Annotated in this window: 10 protein-coding genes; all 10 read left to right on the top strand. The window is 62.0% G+C overall.

The window, feature by feature from the left end; all coding sequences use genetic code 11:
- The first annotated feature begins 157 nt into the window (after positions 1 to 157).
- Complete coding sequence (locus J4E00_RS19100; protein ID WP_208176867.1) at positions 158 to 1381, top strand: glycosidase; 1224 nt, start codon at positions 158 to 160, stop codon at positions 1379 to 1381.
- The gene (locus J4E00_RS19095; RefSeq protein WP_208176866.1) at positions 1378 to 2649 is read left to right on the top strand and encodes an AGE family epimerase/isomerase; all 1272 of its coding nucleotides are present in this window, start codon (positions 1378 to 1380) and stop codon (positions 2647 to 2649) included. The genes J4E00_RS19100 and J4E00_RS19095 overlap by 4 nt, the downstream gene beginning before the upstream one ends.
- Positions 2650 to 2952: 303 nt before the next feature.
- Positions 2953 to 5973: a SusC/RagA family TonB-linked outer membrane protein gene (locus J4E00_RS19090; protein WP_208176865.1), complete on the top strand. Its 3021-nt coding sequence runs from the start codon at positions 2953 to 2955 to the stop codon at positions 5971 to 5973.
- Between the two features lie 24 nt (positions 5974 to 5997).
- Positions 5998 to 7470 (top strand): RagB/SusD family nutrient uptake outer membrane protein, encoded by a 1473-nt coding sequence (locus J4E00_RS19085; protein WP_208176864.1) that lies wholly within the window; start codon positions 5998 to 6000, stop codon positions 7468 to 7470.
- 149 nt (positions 7471 to 7619) lie between these two features.
- Complete coding sequence (locus J4E00_RS19080; protein ID WP_208176863.1) at positions 7620 to 8492, top strand: hypothetical protein; 873 nt, start codon at positions 7620 to 7622, stop codon at positions 8490 to 8492.
- Between the two features lie 78 nt (positions 8493 to 8570).
- Positions 8571 to 9533: a glycosyl hydrolase gene (locus J4E00_RS19075; RefSeq protein WP_208176862.1), complete on the top strand. Its 963-nt coding sequence runs from the start codon at positions 8571 to 8573 to the stop codon at positions 9531 to 9533.
- A 138-nt stretch (positions 9534 to 9671) separates the two neighbouring features.
- A complete protein-coding gene (locus tag J4E00_RS19070; RefSeq protein ID WP_208176861.1) occupies positions 9672 to 11375 on the top strand; it encodes a cellulase family glycosylhydrolase in 1704 nt (567 codons plus the stop codon).
- Positions 11372 to 14284, top strand: coding sequence for a glycoside hydrolase family 2 protein (locus J4E00_RS19065; protein WP_208176860.1), 2913 nt, complete (start codon positions 11372 to 11374; stop codon positions 14282 to 14284). The genes J4E00_RS19070 and J4E00_RS19065 overlap by 4 nt, the downstream gene beginning before the upstream one ends.
- Positions 14285 to 14317: 33 nt before the next feature.
- Positions 14318 to 16918, top strand: coding sequence for a beta-mannosidase (locus J4E00_RS19060; RefSeq protein WP_208176859.1), 2601 nt, complete (start codon positions 14318 to 14320; stop codon positions 16916 to 16918).
- A gap of 44 nt (positions 16919 to 16962) precedes the next feature.
- Positions 16963 to 17920: sugar MFS transporter (locus J4E00_RS19055; RefSeq protein WP_208176858.1), on the top strand; the 958-nt coding region annotated here is incomplete at its 3' end.

Genomic DNA, 17920 nt, shown 5'->3' with positions numbered 1-17920 from the left:
CCCGGCCCCTCTCCCGCGGAGAGGGGAGCCTGACGATTGCAGATGGTTGCGCCGCCGTGGCTCCCCTCTCCGCGGGAGAGGGGCCGGGGGTGAGGTCCCGCCAGCTGCACACCCTACTAATACCTTCCAAACAGCTTATTTATTCCGACCTTATCTAATGGAAAACAACTTCCGCCAACGCCAGCACGACCTTGAGGCGCAGCACAATGCCCTCGTTGCCCGCCCCAACAAGAAGCAGCCCCTCGGCAACGGCATCTATGACCGGTACCAGCACCCGGTGCTGACGGCCCAGCACGCGCCGCTCAACTGGCGCTACGACCTGAACCCCGCCACCAATCCCTTCCTGATGGAGCGGCTGGGAATTAATGCGGTGTTCAATGCCGGGGCCATCAAGCACGAGGGGCGCTACCTACTGGTGGCCCGCGTGGAAGGCCTCGACCGCAAGTCGTTCTTTGCCGTGGCCGAAAGTCCGAATGGCCTCGACAACTTTGAGTTCTGGGAGCGGCCCATCACGATGCCGGAAACCAGCGAGCCCGATACCAACGTGTACGATATGCGCCTGACCCGGCACGAGGATGGCTGGATTTACGGCCTGTTCTGCACCGAGCGCAAGGACCCCGCCGCCCGGCCCGGCGACGAATCGGCCGCCGTGGCGCAGTGTGGCATCGCCCGCACCCACGACCTCATCAGCTGGGAGCGGCTGCCGGACCTGCAAACGCCCTCGGCCCAGCAGCGCAACGTGGTGCTGCACCCCGAGTTTGTGCAGGGCAAATACGCCCTCTACACCCGGCCGCAGGACAGCTTTATTGAGGCGGGCGCAGGCGGTGGCATCGGCTTCGGCCTTGCCGATTCGATGGAAAATGCCGTGGTGAGCCGCGAATGGATTGTGGACGGCAAGCAGTACCACACCGTGTACGAGTCGAAAAACGGCCAGGGCCCCGCGCCCATCAAAACCGACAAGGGCTGGCTGCACCTGGCCCACGGCGTGCGCAACACGGCTGCCGGCCTGCGCTACGTGCTTTATGTGTTTCTGACCGATTTGGCGCAGCCCGACAAGTTGCTGCACAAGCCGGGCGGCTATTTCATTGCGCCGGAAGGAGAGGAGCGGGTCGGCGACGTGTCGAACGTGGCATTCAGCAACGGCTGGATTCTGGACGAGGACGGCACGGTATTCATCTACTACGCCTCGTCGGACACCCGCACGCACGTGGCCACATCCACCGTCGAACAGCTGGTGGATTACGTGCTGAACACGCCCGCCGACGGGTTCTCTTCGGCTGCTTCGGTGCGCCAAATCAATGCATTGATTGACGCAAATCAAGCTTTTGCCGAGGATTCGAAGGCCGGAATGGTGCTGTCTTACAACGGCGTGGGGGCATGAATGAGCACGCAACGCCCGCGGTGACGGCCCTGCTGGCGTCGTACCAGCAGGAGATGGAGGCCGAACTGGCCCGCATTGCCGATTTCTGGCTGACCAAGGCCGTGGATGAGCAGCAAGGCGGCTTCATCGGGCGGATGAACAGCACTGGCCAGGTCGATGCCCGCGCCGACAAGGGCAGCATCCTGAATGCGCGCATTTTGTGGACGTTCTCGGCCGCTTACCGGCACACCGGCCGGGCCGAATATCGGTTCGCCGCCACCCGCGCCTACGAGTACCTGCGTACGCATTTCCTCAACACTGAGCACGGCGGCCTGCACTGGCTGCTCGATGCGCAGGGTCGCCCGCAGGACTCGCGCCAGCAGATTTACGCCCTGGCTTTCGCCATCTACGGGCTGAGCGAGTACTACCGCGCCACCCAGGAGCCGCAGGCGCTGCAAGCCAGCCAGGAGCTTTTTCGCTGGATTGAAGCGCACAGCTACGACGCGGAGCACGGCGGCTATTTCGAGGCTTTCACCGAAACAGGGGAGTTGCTGGATGATTTGCGGCTGAGCGAAAAGGACCAGAACGCTCCCAAAACCATGAATACGCACCTGCATATTCTGGAAGCCTACGCCAACCTCTACCACTCCTGGCCCGATGCCCTGCTGGCAGAACGCCTGCGCCACCTGCTCAGCGTTTTTGAAACCCACATTGTGGATGCGGATACGGGCCACTTGCGCCTGTTTTTCGCCCGCGACTGGACGTCGGTGGCCGACCTCGTTTCCTACGGCCACGACATTGAAGCCGCCTGGCTGCTGCCCGAAGCCGCCGAAGCCCTCGGCGATGCCGCGCTGCTGGCCCGCACCAACGCCACCGCCCAGCGCCTGGCCCGGGCCACGGCCGCCGCGCTACTGCCCGACGGCAGCCTGCACCACGAGCTGGACCTGCGCACCCAGCACCTCGACACGCACCGCGAATGGTGGGTGAGCGCCGAGGCCATGGTGGGCTTCCTGCACGCCTACGAGCAGGCCCGCGACGAAGCCATGCTGCACCACTCGTACAAGGCCTGGCAATTTGCCCAAAAGCACCTGCTGGATTTCGAAACCGGTGAGTGGCGCTGGGGCGTGTACGACGACTACCAGCCCATGCGCAGCCACGACAAAATCGGCTTCTGGAAATGCCCGTACCACAACGCCCGCGCCTGCCTGGAGGTGAGCCGGCGGTGTAAAAATCAATTAGTCCGTTCCCTACCGCCGAGAACGGAGGAGCACCGGCTCAAAACCGCTTAGCCAGTGCCTTGAAGCCCAGGTAATTCTCATGAACTGCTGAATAGGGCAATACTTTGATAAAAAAGTATCATTACCAGCTGAGAGCAGATATTAAGTTTGCATTACCCAAACAGACCGGCTTTCAAGCCGTTGGCACGGCCTTGAAAGGGCCTGTATACTTCCGGAAACGTTTGTTGCCCGGCTGTTGGCTACCAGCCAATCTTTAGTGTGTAAACACCATTCTTCCGGGCCTTGCTAGCGGTATTCCCGGTGGATTGCTTACCTCAAAATCCCACCCTTACATCTCACTTTGAACACACTTTTATGAGACAGAAATTACTCATTATATGGCTCTGCGCGGTGCTGGTACCAGCGCTGGGCTGGGCGCAGGCCCTGACGGTGCGCGGCGTGGTGCGCGACGGCGCTTCCGGCGACGGGCTGCCGGGCGTGACGGTGCTGGTGAAGGGCACCAGCACGGGCACGTCGTCGCAGGGCGACGGCTCGTACTCGCTCACAGTGCCCTCGCCCGATGCCGTGCTCACGTTCTCCTTCGTGGGCTACCAAACCTGGGAAACGCCGGTGAATGGCAAAACCACCATCGACGGCAACCTGAAAGTGGAAACCAAGAGCCTGGAAGAAGTGGTGGTGGTGGGCTACGGCTCGGTGGCCAAGAGCGACCTCACCGGCTCGGTGGGCACGCTGAAGGGCAGCGAGTTGAACAAGACGCCTGCCTCATCGGTCGACCAGTTGCTGCAGGGCAAGGTGGCCGGCGTGCAGGTAATTGTGCCCTCCGGCGAGCCGGGCGCGGGCGCTACTATCCGCATTCGCGGGTCAAGCTCCATCAACGGCTCGAATAGCCCGCTGCTGGTGGTGGACGGCTTTCCGTGGGGCGATGCCGGCAACCTGAAGCAGATTAACCCCGACGACATTGCCAGCATTGAGGTGCTGAAAGATGCTTCCTCGGCTGCTATCTACGGCTCGCGGGGCGCCAATGGCGTAATTCTGGTAACGACGAAGAAGGGCAAAGCGGGTAAAACCAGCGTCACGCTGAGTACTTTGAACACGATTTCGACCCTGCCCACGAAGCTCGACGTGTGGTCGGACCCGGTGGACGTGGCCATCATCGACAACGAGGCCCGGGGTAACGCCGGCCTGCCGCTGCTCTACACCGGGCAGACGTATTTGGGCACCTACTACCCCTCGGTGGCCGAGTTGCGCGGCACCGACCCCACCAAGCCCCAGTGGCCCTACCGCACCTACTGGCCCGATTTGGTGTATCGCAACCCGCTGTCGCAGAGCTACACCCTGACGGCCAACGGCGGCAATGAGCGCACCAAGTTCTCGGTGTCGGGCAACTATTACCGCGAGGAAGGCCTGAACATCGGCAACAACTACAACCGCTACAACGGCCGCCTGAACCTCGACCAGAAACTGTTCGACAACGTGAGCACCGGCGTGAACCTGATTCTGACCCACACCCAGCGCGTGGGTGGCGGCCTCTCGGCCGACCGCAACCCGGTTTTCCCGGTGTACAACCCCGACGGTACCTACTTCCAGATTGGGCCGCGCGACTTCGGCAACCCCATTGCCTACCAGAAGGAGGTAACCAACACCAGCAAGGGCTTCGACGTGCTGGGCACGCTCTACGTGAGCTGGGACCTGACCAAGTGGCTCAATTTCCGCACCCAGCTCAGCGACAAGTTCGGCAACGCGGTGGACGACAACTACCAGCCGCGCAACATCACCAACACCGGCTACCTGTACAACGGCTTCGGCACCATCAACAACTACAACGGCAACGAGCTGCTGAGCGAGAGCTACTTCACGCTGAACAAGTCGGTGGGCATCCACAGCTTCAACGCGGTGGCGGGCTACACCACGCAGTCGTTCAACTCGCGCACCTCGTACCTGGAAGGCCGTGGCTTCATCAACGATGTGCTGGCCAACCAGAACCTGGGCACCGCCAAGACGCAGTACACCACCAACGGCCTGAGCAAGTCGCTGCTCAACTCCTACATCGGCCGCTTCAACTACTCGCTGCTCGACCGTTACCTGTTCACTTTCACCGGTCGCGCCGACGGCTCGTCGAAGTTCGGGGCCAACAACAAGTGGGCCTTCTTCCCCTCGGCCGCCGTGGCCTGGAAGCTCCAGGAAGAAGCTTTCCTGAAAGCCATCCCGACTATTTCGGAAGCCAAGCTGCGCCTGAGCTACGGCCTGACCGGCAACCAGGGCATCAGCCCCTACCAGACGCTCGACCGCCTGGGCTCGGCCCGCTACTACACCGGCGGCGACTTCCAGACCGGCTTCGGGCCGGGCACCTTCGGCTACGACGGCTACAACAAAATCTGGGAGGGCGTGCCTAACCCCGATTTGAAGTGGGAAACCACCTCGCAGCTCGACGCCGGCCTCGACCTGGGCTTCCTCAACCAGCGCTTCACGGCCAGTCTCGACTTCTACTACAAGCGCACCCGCGACCTGCTGCGCCAAACCTACATCACGCCTTCGTCGGGCTACGACCGGGTGTGGGTGAACGATGGCGTGATTGAAAACCGCGGCGTGGAACTGGGCCTGAGCGCCGAGGTGCTGCGTACCCCCGTGGTGCAGTGGACGGTGGGCGGCAACCTGACCGTGAACCGCAACAAGCTCATCAGCATGGGCACCGACAACTTCGTGTGGAACGGCGCGAGCATCGAAATGCTGCGCGCCCCGCTGAACGCCTACATCGTGGGCCAGCCCATCAACGTGTTCTACGGCTACAAAACCAACGGCGTGATTCAGAGCGCCGCCGAAGGTGCCGCCACCGGCCTTACCGGCGACATGGCCAAGCCCGGCGAGCTGAAATACGTGGACCTGAACGGCGACGGCAAAGTGGACGACAACGACCGCACCATCATCGGCAACCCCAACCCCAAGGTCCTTTACAGCTTCAACACCACGCTGCGCGCCAAGGGCTTCGACCTCTCGGCCCAGCTCTACGGGGTGCAGGGCAACGACGTGTTCGACTTCCGCAAGTTCTCGCCCAGCGGCCAGCTCCAGCGCTGGACACCCGACAACCCCACCAATGCCTACCCCAGCGTGAACGCGAACCGCGCCTACTACGGCTCCGACTGGTTCGTGGCCGACGGCTCTTTCCTGCGGGTGCAGAACGTGACGCTGGGCTACAACTTCAAGTCCAACCTCATTAAGCACGTGGAGACGCTGCGGATTTACCTGTCCGGCAACAACCTCTACACCTTCACCAAATACCACAAGGGTTTCGACCCCGAAGTGCAGGCCAACGGCCAGCAGTACGGCTCGTACCCGCGCCCCCGCGCCTTCTCGGTGGGCCTGAACATTGGCATCTAATCACCGGCTTTACCATTCCCACCCATGAAACTCCTCAAACAACTAGGTCTGGCCGGGGCGCTGTTACTGTCGGCCGGCTGCTCGCTTCAGGAAGACCCCTACGGCTTCGTTTCGCAGGGCAACTTCTACAAAACCGAGGCTGATGCCAACGCGGCCCTCATCTACGCCTACGCCATCCTGCCCGAGATTGAGTATTACTCGCGCGGCTTCATCACCGTCACCGAGCTGCCCACCGAGGACATCACCCTCAAGCCCGACGCCGGGGCCAGCAACTTCGAGTTCGACCGCCTGGCCGTGCGCGCCGACAACGTGGACCTGACCACTACCTGGCGCTACGCCTACATCGGTGTGAACCGTGCCAATGCCGTGATTGCCAACGTGCCCGGCATCAGCAACATGGCCGAGGCCAACCGCAACGAGCTTGTGGGCGAGGCCTACTTCCTGCGGGCGCTGCACTACTTCAACATCGTGCGGCTGTTTGGCGCTGCGCCGCTGCGCACCGCACCGGTTACGTCGCTCAGCCAGACCGATGCGGCCAAAGCCTCCATTCAGGATATCTATGCGCTGATTACCAGCGACCTCAAGCAGAGCATCGCCCTGACCGACCTGACCCGCCGCGACGGCCGCGCCAACCGCGTAGCCGCCTGGAGCCTGCTTGCTAAGGTAGACGCCACCCTGGCCTCGGGCAAGCTGACGGGCACGCCCGGCTACGACTTCGTGACCGACGCCACCGGCCTCTACACCGAAGCCAAAACGATGGCCAACAGCGCCCTCACTGCCACCGGCTACGGCCTCGATGCCAACCTGAAAGACATCTACGACGTCACGAAGAAGACCGGCCCCGAGCACATTTTCGCCGTGACCGTGGACCGCGCTGGCCTCTCGGAAGGCAACTACTCGAAGCTGCCGCTCATGTTTATCCCCTACATCGACGGGGCCACGTTCATGCTCAGCGACGGCACCCCCGTGAAATCAGGCTACAACCACTTCCTCACCGAAGGCGCCCTCTACAACAGCTTCGACCCCGCCGACAAGCGCAAAATCGACCTCATTCCGAACACGGTCACCGTGGGCACAGCCACCCGCACGCTGGGCATCACCGACTACAGCCGCCCCTTCACCCGCAAGTACCTCGACCCCCAGCAAGTAGGCGAGCAAACCAGCGCCAACACCCCTGTGCTGCGCTACTCCGACGTGCTGCTGCTTTACGCCGAAGCCTGCGGCCCCACCACCGACGGCTACACCGCCATCAACCGCATCCGCTCGCGGGCTAACATTGCGCCGCTCACGCCCGGCCTCAGCGCCAGCGCCTTCCGCGACGCCGTTATCCAGGAGCGCGCCTGGGAACTGTGCTTCGAAGGCAACCGCCTCTTCGACCTGCGCCGCACCCACAAAATGGAGGAAATCCTGGTCCAGCGCTACGGCAAAACCATCACCGGCGACGCCTACTATTTCCCCATCCCCACCCGCGAGGTTGATTTGAACGCGCTGCTGTAGAACCGGGCAATCAAGGCTGTCATGCAGAGCGCAGCGAAGCATCTCGCGTGCTTTAACTAATTCTAATCAATTGGTTTACTGCTGCACACGAGATGCTTCGCTGCGCTCTGCATGACGGTTTAAGAACCCTAAAAATCCCACCATTCAATATGAAATTCCAGAATTTTACCCTCCTGAGCGTCGGCGTCCTCGCCAGCTTGAGCACCTTGAGCGGCTGCAAGCAGGACCCGTTCAAAGACATCGTGAGCAACGAGCGCGCCATCACGGATTTCGCGCTGGCCCAGAACCAGATTGGCGTGGCCGAAATCACCCGTACCTCCGACATGGGCAAGGTGGTGGTGTACGTGGTGCCCGGCACCGACCTGACCAAGGTGACGCCGCGCATCGAAACATCTTACCACGCCGAGGTGAGCCCGGCCTCAGGCGTGCCCACCGACTTCTCGGGCACCAACCGGATTCGGACCTACAACGTCACCTCGCAGTCGGGCGAAACCCGGCCGTGGACGGTGGAAATCAAGGACTACGTGTCGGATTTGGATGGAACGTGGTCGATGACCAACCTGCAATTCCAGTACTTCATTGGCGAGGGCGAAAGCTGGGGCTGGAATGGCACCAAAACGCTGGCCAGCAACATTCCCGATGCCAGTAAAGAGCTGGACAACACGCTGACTTTCGCCGTGACCGGCGTCACGGCCGATGGCAAGCTCACTGGCACCTTCAATCACCAGGCCGGCCCCGATGGGCAGTTTGCCAACTTCATGTACGGCACCACCGACTACAATTACAAGTTCCGCCGCCTGCCCCGCAACCAGGGCACCTGGCTGCGCAATTTTGCTGATAATACCCTCACCTTCAACCCCGGTACGGCCCAGACCAAAACCGTCGCCCTGGAATTCAGCGCCGACAAACGCTCGCTGAAAATGCCCTTCAACGTGCAGCCCTACGATATCGACTGGAACGGCGACGGCGGCAAGAAAGAGTTAGGCGGCGCCAAAACCTACTGGTACATGCTGCGCAAATAACCGTTCTTTCACCTACTTCAATCACCGCACAGGAGCGGCTCCGGCGCTTCCGTGGGCCGCTCTTGTTTTCTGGCTGGCATGGCTTCTTCCTTCTTCAAGTACTTCCTGTTTGCAACCCTCGGTTTGGCGACCAACGCCGCCGCCCAGTCTGCCAAGGTGCTGCCTTATCTGAACAGCATTTCGGGCACCAAAACCCTGGCCGGCCAGCACAACAAAGAACCTAACGCCGAGCCAACAAAGTGGACGGATTTCATCCGGAAAACCACTGGCAAGTACCCGGCGCTGTGGAGCGGCGACTTCCTGTTCCAGCAGGAAAACATTGACAACCGCTGGAAGATGATAAAGCAGGCGCGCAAGCAGTACCGCAAGGGCGCTGTGGTCAACATTATGTGGCACGCCTGCCCGCCCGGCCCCGGCGAGCCCTGCGCCTGGGACCCTGGCCTGCTCAACCAGTTGCTCACCGATGCGCAGTGGCAGGAGCTCACCACCGACGGCACGCCCCTAAACAAGGCCTGGAAAGCCCGCATGGACGGCATCGCCGTGTACCTGCAATACCTGAAAGACCACAACGTGGAAGTGCTGTTCCGGCCCTTGCACGAGATGAACCAGGGCAAATTCTGGTGGGGCGGCCGGCCCGGCCCCAACGGCACCGCCCGCCTCTACCAAATTACCCACGACTACCTGCAGAAAACCAAGGGCCTGACCAACCTCATCTGGGTGTGGGACATGCAGGACATGAGCCGCGACTTCGCCCAATACAACCCCGGCGAAGCCTACTGGGACGTTTTCGCCTTCGACGTGTACGACCAGGGTTACGACAAATCGTGGTACGACTACATCCTACCCATCGTAGGTGCAAAGCCCATTGCCATTGGCGAGTGCGCCACGCTGCCCACACCGGAAATCCTGGCCGCGCAGCCTCGCTGGACGTTTTTCATGAGCTGGGCCGAGCTGGTGCAGGAAAAGAATTCTGTCGAAGCCATCAAGCGCATTTACGACGCCCCGCAAGTGCTGACGCGCGACGAGCTGCCGAAGTGGTAGTACACACCCCGGCCCCTCCCCTCCGGGAGAGGGGTACCAGATGCGAGATTCGTCAGAACGCACCCCTCTCCCGGAGGGGAGGGGCCGGGGGTGGGGTTAACGGCCGTGCATAACTACACAACCTGCTATAAAACAGCTATGAAAAACTGGAAAGGGCTGCTCCTTGGGCTGCTGGCATGGCTGGCAGCTTCGGCGAGCTACGCGCAAAAAATCATCGGCTCAACGAAGCTGACTACTGCGCCGGTGCGCGAATACGAGAAGGCCGAGTGGGACATTACGCTCAATTCTACCTTTAAAAACCCGTACAATCAGCAGGAGGTGAGCCTGGATTTGGTGCTGACCGCGCCGAATGGACTGCCGGTGGTGGTGCCAGCCTACTGCGAACAGAACGCCGCGCCGCAGTCGCGCTGGAAGGTGCGGTTTGCCCCTCAGATGTTGGGGGCGTACACCGGCTTTTTCCGGCTAACCAGCAAGGCGGGTACCGAGGAATCAGCGGCCAGCTCCTTTACGGTGGTAGCGGGCAAGAAACCGGGCTTTCTGCACAAGAATGACCTGTACACGTTTCGGTTTGATAACGGCGATTTGTTTCGCGGAATCGGGGAGAACGTGGCCTGGGAATCCCGCTCGTTTGAGGACCAGAAGTTCACCTACGATTACCTGCTGCCCACCCTGGCGAAGAACGGAGCCAACTTCTTCCGCACCTGGATGTGCTACTGGAACCTGCCGCTGGAGTGGCCCAAAGTGAGCACCACGAAGCGCTACGTAAACTCCACCGACTACTTCCATCCGGGCGCCATCAAGCGGATGGACGAGCTGGTGCAACTCACCGATTCGCTGGGGCTGTACTTCATGCTCACCCTTGATTGGCACGGCCATTTGATGGAAAAAGGCGGCTGGCGCAACAGCCCCTACAACCAGGCCAACGGCGGCCCGGCCCGCACGCCCACCGAGTTTTTTACGCTGCCCGCGGCGCAGCAGAAGTATAAGAACAAGCTGCGCTACATCGTGGCCCGCTGGGGCTACAGCCCCAATATTGCGGCCTGGGAGTTCTTCAACGAGGTAGATAATGCCGTGTACACGCAGCAGGACAGCCTGCTGATTCCGCACGCCGCCGTGACGCACTGGCACGCCGAAATGAGCCGCTACCTCAAGGACATCGACCCCTACCAGCACCTGGTGACGACCAGCATTTCGCACCGCGACATCGGGGGGCTGAACTCGGTGGCCTACTTCGATTTCAACCAGAAGCACATCTACAAGCACACCGAGAAAATACCGGCCATCTACCCCGATTACATCCAGACTTTTGGCAAGCCCTACGTGGTGGGCGAGTTCGGCTACCGCTGGGAAGATGCCAACCCGGCCTACAAAGACGGCTTCAACTACGACTACCGGCGCGGGCTGTGGTACGGCCTGTTCAGCCCCACGCCCGTGCTGCCGATGACGTGGTGGTGGGAGCTGTTCGACGACCAGAAGATGACGCCCTACTTCCGCGCCGTGCGCGACATCAGCGACCGGATGCTGGCCGCTGGCCACGGCGACTTCGAGCCCTTCGACGTGGCCAGCGGCGTGGTGCAAAGCTTCGGCCTGCGCTGCGGCGACACCTACTTCGTGTACCTGCTGAACAACACCGCCGCGCCCGTTGCCACGGCCGCCACCTTCCCCACCGCTGGCACCAAGAAACTCGACGGGCAGGCCTTCGACCCCAGCAACCGGCAATCCCAAAAACTGACGGGCCTGGCCCTGAAAGACCAGCAGCTCACGCTGCCCACCCTCACGCTGGGGCCGCAGCAGGAGCGGGTGCTCATCATCACAGCCGGAAGCAAAGCGCGGGCATTATGATGGGTTGGACGGGGAAATGGATGGATTTTATCAACGATAGTAAGCTGGCGGTGGTGGGCCGTCGGCTTCGCTTGGGCTGGCTGCTCGTGGCTATTGGGGCGGGACTGTGCCAACAGCCCGCTGCCCACGGGCAGCAGCCCAAGCTTAATTATGGCCTGGCGAAACCGCAGGACTCGGCGCTCTTGCCCCAGGCAAAGGCGGCGTACTTGCCGCCCACGCGCCGGCCCAAAGTGCTGCCGCGCACCGTGCTGGCGCCCGCGCCCGATGGCCGGCTGCGCCTTACGCAAGGTTGGGAAATGGCCGCGGCCAATGACGTGCCGGCGGCTGGCGCGGCCATCAGCCAGCCCGGTTTCCGCAGCGCCACCTGGTACAATGCCACCGTGCCCGGCACCGTGCTCACCACGCTCATCGACCAGGGCGTGTACCCCGACCCCTACATCGGGCTGAATAACCTGCGCATCCCCGACACGCTGGCGCGCCAGCCGTGGTGGTACCGCGTTGCGTTTCGGGTGCCGGCTGAGAAGCGCGGGCAAAGCGCCTGGCTGACCTTTGCGGGCATAAACTACCAGGCCGAAGTGTGGCTGAATGGCCAACGCCTGGGCACCATCAAAGGCGCGTTTCGGCGCGGCGAGTTTGAGGTGAGCCGGTGGCTAAAGGCTGCTGATGAGAACGTGCTGGCCGTGCGCATCCTGCCGCCGCCGCACCCCGGCATTCCGCACGAAGAGTCGGCCCGCACCGGCCAGGGGCCGAACGGCGGCGCCCTGGCTGGCGATGGCCCCACCTTCATGGCCTCGGAAGGCTGGGACTGGATGCCCGGCATCCGCGACCGTAACAGCGGCATCTGGCAGGACGTGCAGCTGCACTTCAGCGGCCCCGTCACCCTGCGCGACCCGCAGGTAATCACCGACCTGCCGCTGCCCGATACCACTCGGGCCACGGTAGCGGTGCGCGCCACGCTGCACAACACCAGCCGCCAGCCGCAAAGCGTTCTTGTAACGGGCCAACTGGAAGGCCAAACTTTTCGCCAAACCGTGACGGTGCCTGCGCTGAGTGACAAGCTGGTGCGTTTCGACCCGGCCAGCTTTGCCCCGCTGCGCCTGAATCGGCCGCGCCTGTGGTGGCCCAACGGCTACGGCCGGCCCAGTCTCTATACCATGCAGCTGCGTGTAGTGGCGGCTGGCGGCAAGCCTTCGGACCGGCATACGGTGCGGTTTGGAGTGCGGGAGCTGACGTATGAAATGACGGTTGACACGCCGGCAGGGGAGGGCCAACGAGTCAAGTTTAACCCGCTGCGAGCCCCGGCGGGCAAGCTGCTTTTTGACAACGTGAACCGCCGCGAGGTGGTGCCCGAAGTAGCCGTGTCCCGGCTGCGGACCGGCGCCGACCAGGCCGCATTTACGCCCGTGGCGGAGCCGGCTGCCGCGCCCTATCTCGTGCTGAAGGTGAACGGCCAGCGCATCTTCTGCCGGGGCGGCAACTGGGGCATGGACGACGCCCGCAAGCGCGTGTCGCGGGCGCGGCTGGAACCTTACTTCAAGCTGCATCAGCAGGCCCACCTCAACATGATTCGCAACTGGACCGGCGAGAGTACCGAGGAAGATTTCTTCCAGCTGGCCGATGAATATGGCATGCTGGTCTGGAACGACTTCTGGCTTTCAACTCAGGGCTTCAACATCGAAGCGACTGATAACAAGCTGTTCATGGATAATGCCACCGATGTGGTGCGGCGCTACCGCAACCACCCGAGCATCGCCATCTGGTGCCCGCGCAACGAGGGCTACGCGCCCGCCGGCCTCGAAGACCTGCTGGCCCGGCTCATTGCCACTGAGGACGGCACCCGTTACTACCAGCCCAACTCGCGCAACCTCAACCTGCGCACCAGCGGCCCCTGGAACTACTTCTCCGACCCCGCCGAGTACGCCCGGCGCCTCGCCCAGGGCTTCACCACCGAAATCGGCACTTTCTCCGTGCCCGAGGCCCGCACCATCCGCCAGTTCATCCCGGCCGCCGACCAGTGGCCCATCAGCGACACCTGGTACTACCACGACCTGCACGCCGAGCACGAGCAGCAGAAGTACCTGGGCGACGTGACCCACCTCTATGGCGTCCCCACCGGCTTGGAAGACTTCGCCCGCAAGGTCCAGTTTCTCAACTACGACCACCACCGCGCCATGTTCGAGGCCTGGAACAGTCGCCTCTGGCGCAACACCAGCGGCGTGCTGCTCTGGATGAGCCACCCGGCCTGGCCCAGCATGATTTGGCAGCTGTATTCCTGGGACTACGCCACCCACGCCGCCTACTTCGGTGCGCAAAAAGCCTGCGAACCCCTGCATGTGCAATGGAACCTGGACGACCATCAAGTGATGGTAATTAACACCACGCTCCGGCCGCTGGGTGGTGGCCAGGTAACGTGCAGCCTCTACGACGTAGCCGGCCAGCGCCTGACCACCGAATCCCGCGCCGTGCAGGCCCCGGCCAATCAGGCCACAGCCGTATTCACGCCCCAACTGCCCGCCACGCTGCCAGGCGTGTACCTGCTGCGCCTTGTGCTGACGGATGCGGCTGGCAACATGCTTTCCAGCAACGACTATTGGCAGAAAACGGCCGCTACTCCCGATTTTCAAGCCTTCAACGCGTTGCCAGCAGTGACGCTCACGCCGAAGCTGCTGCGTCAGGATGCAGCAAAACGGCAACTGATTTATGAGTTGACGAACCCCACCGCCACGCCCGCCGTGACCGTGCGCCTCACCTTGCTGGGCAGCCAATCGAGCCCTGTACTGCCCGCCTATTTCTCTGATGGCTACTTCACGCTGCTGCCGGGCGAGCGCAAAACCATTGAGGTGCAATACCCTGCCTCAGCTGCTGGTCCCACTTTGCAGCTGCTGGCTGAAGCGTACAACTGCCGCTAACTGCTGGGTTCATCCACATCCCAACTATCCGCCATGCGCTACCTCATTCTCCTCATCATCTTGGCCGCACTGCCCAAAATAGCTACTGCCCAAACGGCAAAGACCACGCAGCTGCTAACGCAGGGTTGGCGCTTTCACCAGGCGGACAAGGAGGGCTGGATGTCGTCCACCGTGCCCGGCTGCGTGCACACCGATTTGTTGGCGGCTGGCCAGATTAAAGACCCACTCTACCGCGACAACGAGCTGCAACAGCAGTGGATTGGCAAAGCGGACTGGGACTATGAAACCACCTTCGCCGTGACGCCCGAAATGCTGCGCCGCTCCTACCTGGAACTGGTATTCAAAGGCCTTGATACATACGCTGATGTAACGTTGAACGATGCCACCATCCTGCACGCCGACAACATGTTCCGGGAGTGGCGGGTGAGCGTGAAACCACAGCTGCGGGCCGGCGAAAACCACCTGCGCATCCACTTTCGCTCGCCGCTGACGGAGGTGGCTGGCCTACCTGCCAAGTACGGCTTCCCGCTCTACGCCACCAACGACGAGCAGGCCATGGCCGTGGTGGGCGACAAAGGCCCTGTGCTGAGCCCTTACACCCGCAAAGCGCCCTATCAATACGGCTGGGACTGGGGCCCGCGCTTCGTCACGGCCGGCATCTGGCAGCCCGTGCAGCTCGAAGTCTGGGACGAGGCCCGCATCAGCGACTTCCATGTGGTGCAGCGTAGCCTCAGCGATGACGTCGCACAACTCGGTTTCGTGGTGGAATACGATGGCGGAACCGCGGTGCAAAATCCCGCCGCTACGTTGCTCATCGAGGCGCTGGGACCGGATGGCAAGCCCGCGGGCCCGCGCCTGGAGCAGGCGGTGACGCTGCAACCCAATCGCCACGAACTGGCAGTCCAAATGCGACTGGATAAGCCGCAGCGCTGGTTTCCGGCGGGATATGGGGCGCAGGCACTTTACACTTTCACAGCGCGGTTGGTGCAGGGCGGTAAGCCGCTGGATACGGCCAAGAAGCGCATCGGCCTGCGCACGCTGGAGTTACGCCGCGAGCGCGACCAGTATGGCAAGTCGTTCGAGTTTGTAGTGAACGGCATCCCGGTTTTTGCCAAGGGCGCGAACTGGATTCCAGCCGATATTTTCCCAACCCGCGTCACCAACCAACGCTACCGCCACCTGCTGCAATCGGCCCGCGACTGCAACATGAACATGGTGCGGGTGTGGGGCGGTGGCATTTACGAAAACGACTATTTCTACGATACCTGCGACGAACTGGGCCTGCTGGTGTGGCAGGATTTCATGTTTGCCTGCACCTTCTACCCCGGCAACCCGGAGTTTATGGACAACGTGCGGCAGGAAGCCACCCACCAAGTACGCCGCCTGCGCGACCACCCCAGCCTGGCCATCTGGGTGGGCAACAACGAGAATGAAGTGGCCTGGCAGGACTGGAACATTCCCAGTATCATCGGGGCCGCGCACCAGAAGGAAGTGTGGGGCGACTATCTACGGATGTTCAACGACGTGCTGCCGGCGGTGTTGCGTGCCCACGACCCCAGCCGCCTCTACTGGCCTTCCAGCCCCTCGGCCAACTACGAAGACTTGGCCAGCCGCCAAAGCAACGGCGACATGCACTACTGGGCCGTATGGGCCGGCACCGAGCCGCTGACTGCCTACGAAAAGCAGGTGCCGCGCTTCATGAGCGAGTACGGCTTCCAGTCCTTTCCGGAGCTGAAATCGGTGCAGCAGTTCGCCGCCCCCGCTGATTACGACATTGCCTCGCCCGTGATGCGCGAGCACCAGCGCAGCCAGGCTGGCAACCCGCGTCTGCTCGAATACCTGCGCCGCGACTTCCGCGAGCCCAAGGATTTCTCCTCGTTTCTCTACGTGAGCCAGGTGTTGCAGGCCCACGCCATCAAAATTGCCGCTGAGCACCTGCGCCGCAACCGCCCCCGCGTGATGGGCTCCATGTACTGGCAACTCGACGACTGCTGGGGCGCGGCCTCGTGGTCGTCCATCGACTACTACGGCCGCTGGAAAGCCTTGCAATACTACGCTAAGCGCTTCTACGCCGATGTGCTGCTTAGCCCTCACGAAGAAGGCGACAACGTGCGCTTCTACGTGGTGTCGGACCGCCTCGCGGCCGTGCCCGCCCGGCTGCAGGTGCGCCTGCTGGACTTTACCGGCCACCTGCTATTTGAGCAAACCCAAGCCCTGCAAATCGAGCTGCTGACCAGCAAAGCTTACCTTGATATCTCCCGCAAAAAGCTGCTAAAAGGACATAATCCCAAGCAGGTCGTGCTCAGCTGTGCAGTACAGGCTGCTGACGGCACCACCCTGGCCGCTAACACCCACTACTTCGCCGCGCCCAAGGAAATGATGATGCCCCGCCCGGGTATCACCACCACCTGGAAGCCGCTCACGGACAGTACTTACCAACTGACCCTGCAAAGCCAAACCCTGGCCCGCGACGTTAACATGACGCTGGCCGAAGGTGACGGCTTTTTTGAAGATAATTACTTCGACCTGCTACCCGGGCAACCGAAGACGGTAACGTTTCGCAGTCCCAGCCCCACCTCAGCCGCGCAGCTAAAGCAACAGTTGCGGCTGCAGTCGCTGGCCGATGCATTTTAAAGTGGAAATTGCCTTATAAATCACTTTTCACTTTCCTGATTCTTATGGCTGCTATTCCCACCCAATCTTCCCGAACTGCCACTGCATCTACCGACGCCACCCAGCGCTACACCTCCGCTCTGAGTGCCGTCACGGTTCTGTTCTTCCTCTGGGGCTTCATCACCTGCCTCAACGACATCCTGATTCCCTACCTGAAAGCTATTTTTCAGCTTTCCTTCGCTCAGGCCAACCTGATTAACCTATGCTTCTTCGGTGCTTATTTCCTAGTGAGCATCCCGGCCGGGAAAGTAGTGGCGCGGCTGGGCTACAAGCGCGGCATGCTACTGGGCTTTGCAGTGGCGGCCGTCGGCGCTTTTCTGTTTTATCCAGCTGCGGCGCAGCGGGCGTATGGGCTATTTCTGGGGGCGCTGTTTGTGCTGGCGGCAGGTATCACGCTGCTGCAGGTAGCGGCCAATCCATACGTGGCCATTTTGGGTCCGCCGGCGTCGGCGTCGGCCCGCCTCACGCTCACGCAGGCGTTCAACTCGCTGGGCACCACGCTGGCCCCGCTGCTAGGCAGTGCCCTCATCCTGAGCCACCTGCCCAAACTTGACAATGCTACCACGGCGGCCAGCATTGACGTAACTGCCGTACAGTTGCCCTACCTCATTATTGGGGTGGCGTTGCTGCTCATCAGCTTGGTGCTGAGCCGGATTTCTCTGCCTGTCATCGAGCACGTCGCCGACGATGATGCCGCTACTGGTGCACATCATCACAGCGCCTGGCAATACCGCCACCTACTGCTCGGGGTGGTAGGCATCTTTGCTTACGTGGGGGCCGAAGTGGCTATTGGCTCGCACATTGTGAGCTACCTGGCGCTGCCCAGCGTGATGGGCCTCGATGCCACGGCTGCCGGCAATCAGGTGGCCTTCTATTGGGGGGCGGCCATGGTGGGCCGCTTCGCCGGTGCTTACCTGCTTAACAAGTTCGAACCGGCCAAGCTGCTGGCCCTGAATGCGGTGG

The sequence above is a fragment of the Hymenobacter negativus genome, assembly GCF_017571495.1.
GTDB lineage: Bacteria > Bacteroidota > Bacteroidia > Cytophagales > Hymenobacteraceae > Hymenobacter > Hymenobacter negativus.
Note: the sequence above shows the minus strand (reverse complement) of the source record. Positions and strands in the feature narration are given on the sequence as shown.

What these genes read in the sequence shown, in the direction of transcription:
- J4E00_RS19100 (WP_208176867.1), top strand. Translation starts at nt 158, where the DNA reads ATGGAAAACAACTTCCGCCAACGCCAGCACGACCTTGAGGCGCAGCAC.
- J4E00_RS19095 (WP_208176866.1), top strand. Translation starts at nt 1,378, where the DNA reads ATGAATGAGCACGCAACGCCCGCGGTGACGGCCCTGCTGGCGTCGTAC.
- J4E00_RS19090 (WP_208176865.1), top strand. Translation starts at nt 2,953, where the DNA reads ATGAGACAGAAATTACTCATTATATGGCTCTGCGCGGTGCTGGTACCA.
- J4E00_RS19085 (WP_208176864.1), top strand. Translation starts at nt 5,998, where the DNA reads ATGAAACTCCTCAAACAACTAGGTCTGGCCGGGGCGCTGTTACTGTCG.
- J4E00_RS19080 (WP_208176863.1), top strand. Translation starts at nt 7,620, where the DNA reads ATGAAATTCCAGAATTTTACCCTCCTGAGCGTCGGCGTCCTCGCCAGC.
- J4E00_RS19075 (WP_208176862.1), top strand. Translation starts at nt 8,571, where the DNA reads ATGGCTTCTTCCTTCTTCAAGTACTTCCTGTTTGCAACCCTCGGTTTG.
- J4E00_RS19070 (WP_208176861.1), top strand. Translation starts at nt 9,672, where the DNA reads ATGAAAAACTGGAAAGGGCTGCTCCTTGGGCTGCTGGCATGGCTGGCA.
- J4E00_RS19065 (WP_208176860.1), top strand. Translation starts at nt 11,372, where the DNA reads ATGATGGGTTGGACGGGGAAATGGATGGATTTTATCAACGATAGTAAG.
- J4E00_RS19060 (WP_208176859.1), top strand. Translation starts at nt 14,318, where the DNA reads ATGCGCTACCTCATTCTCCTCATCATCTTGGCCGCACTGCCCAAAATA.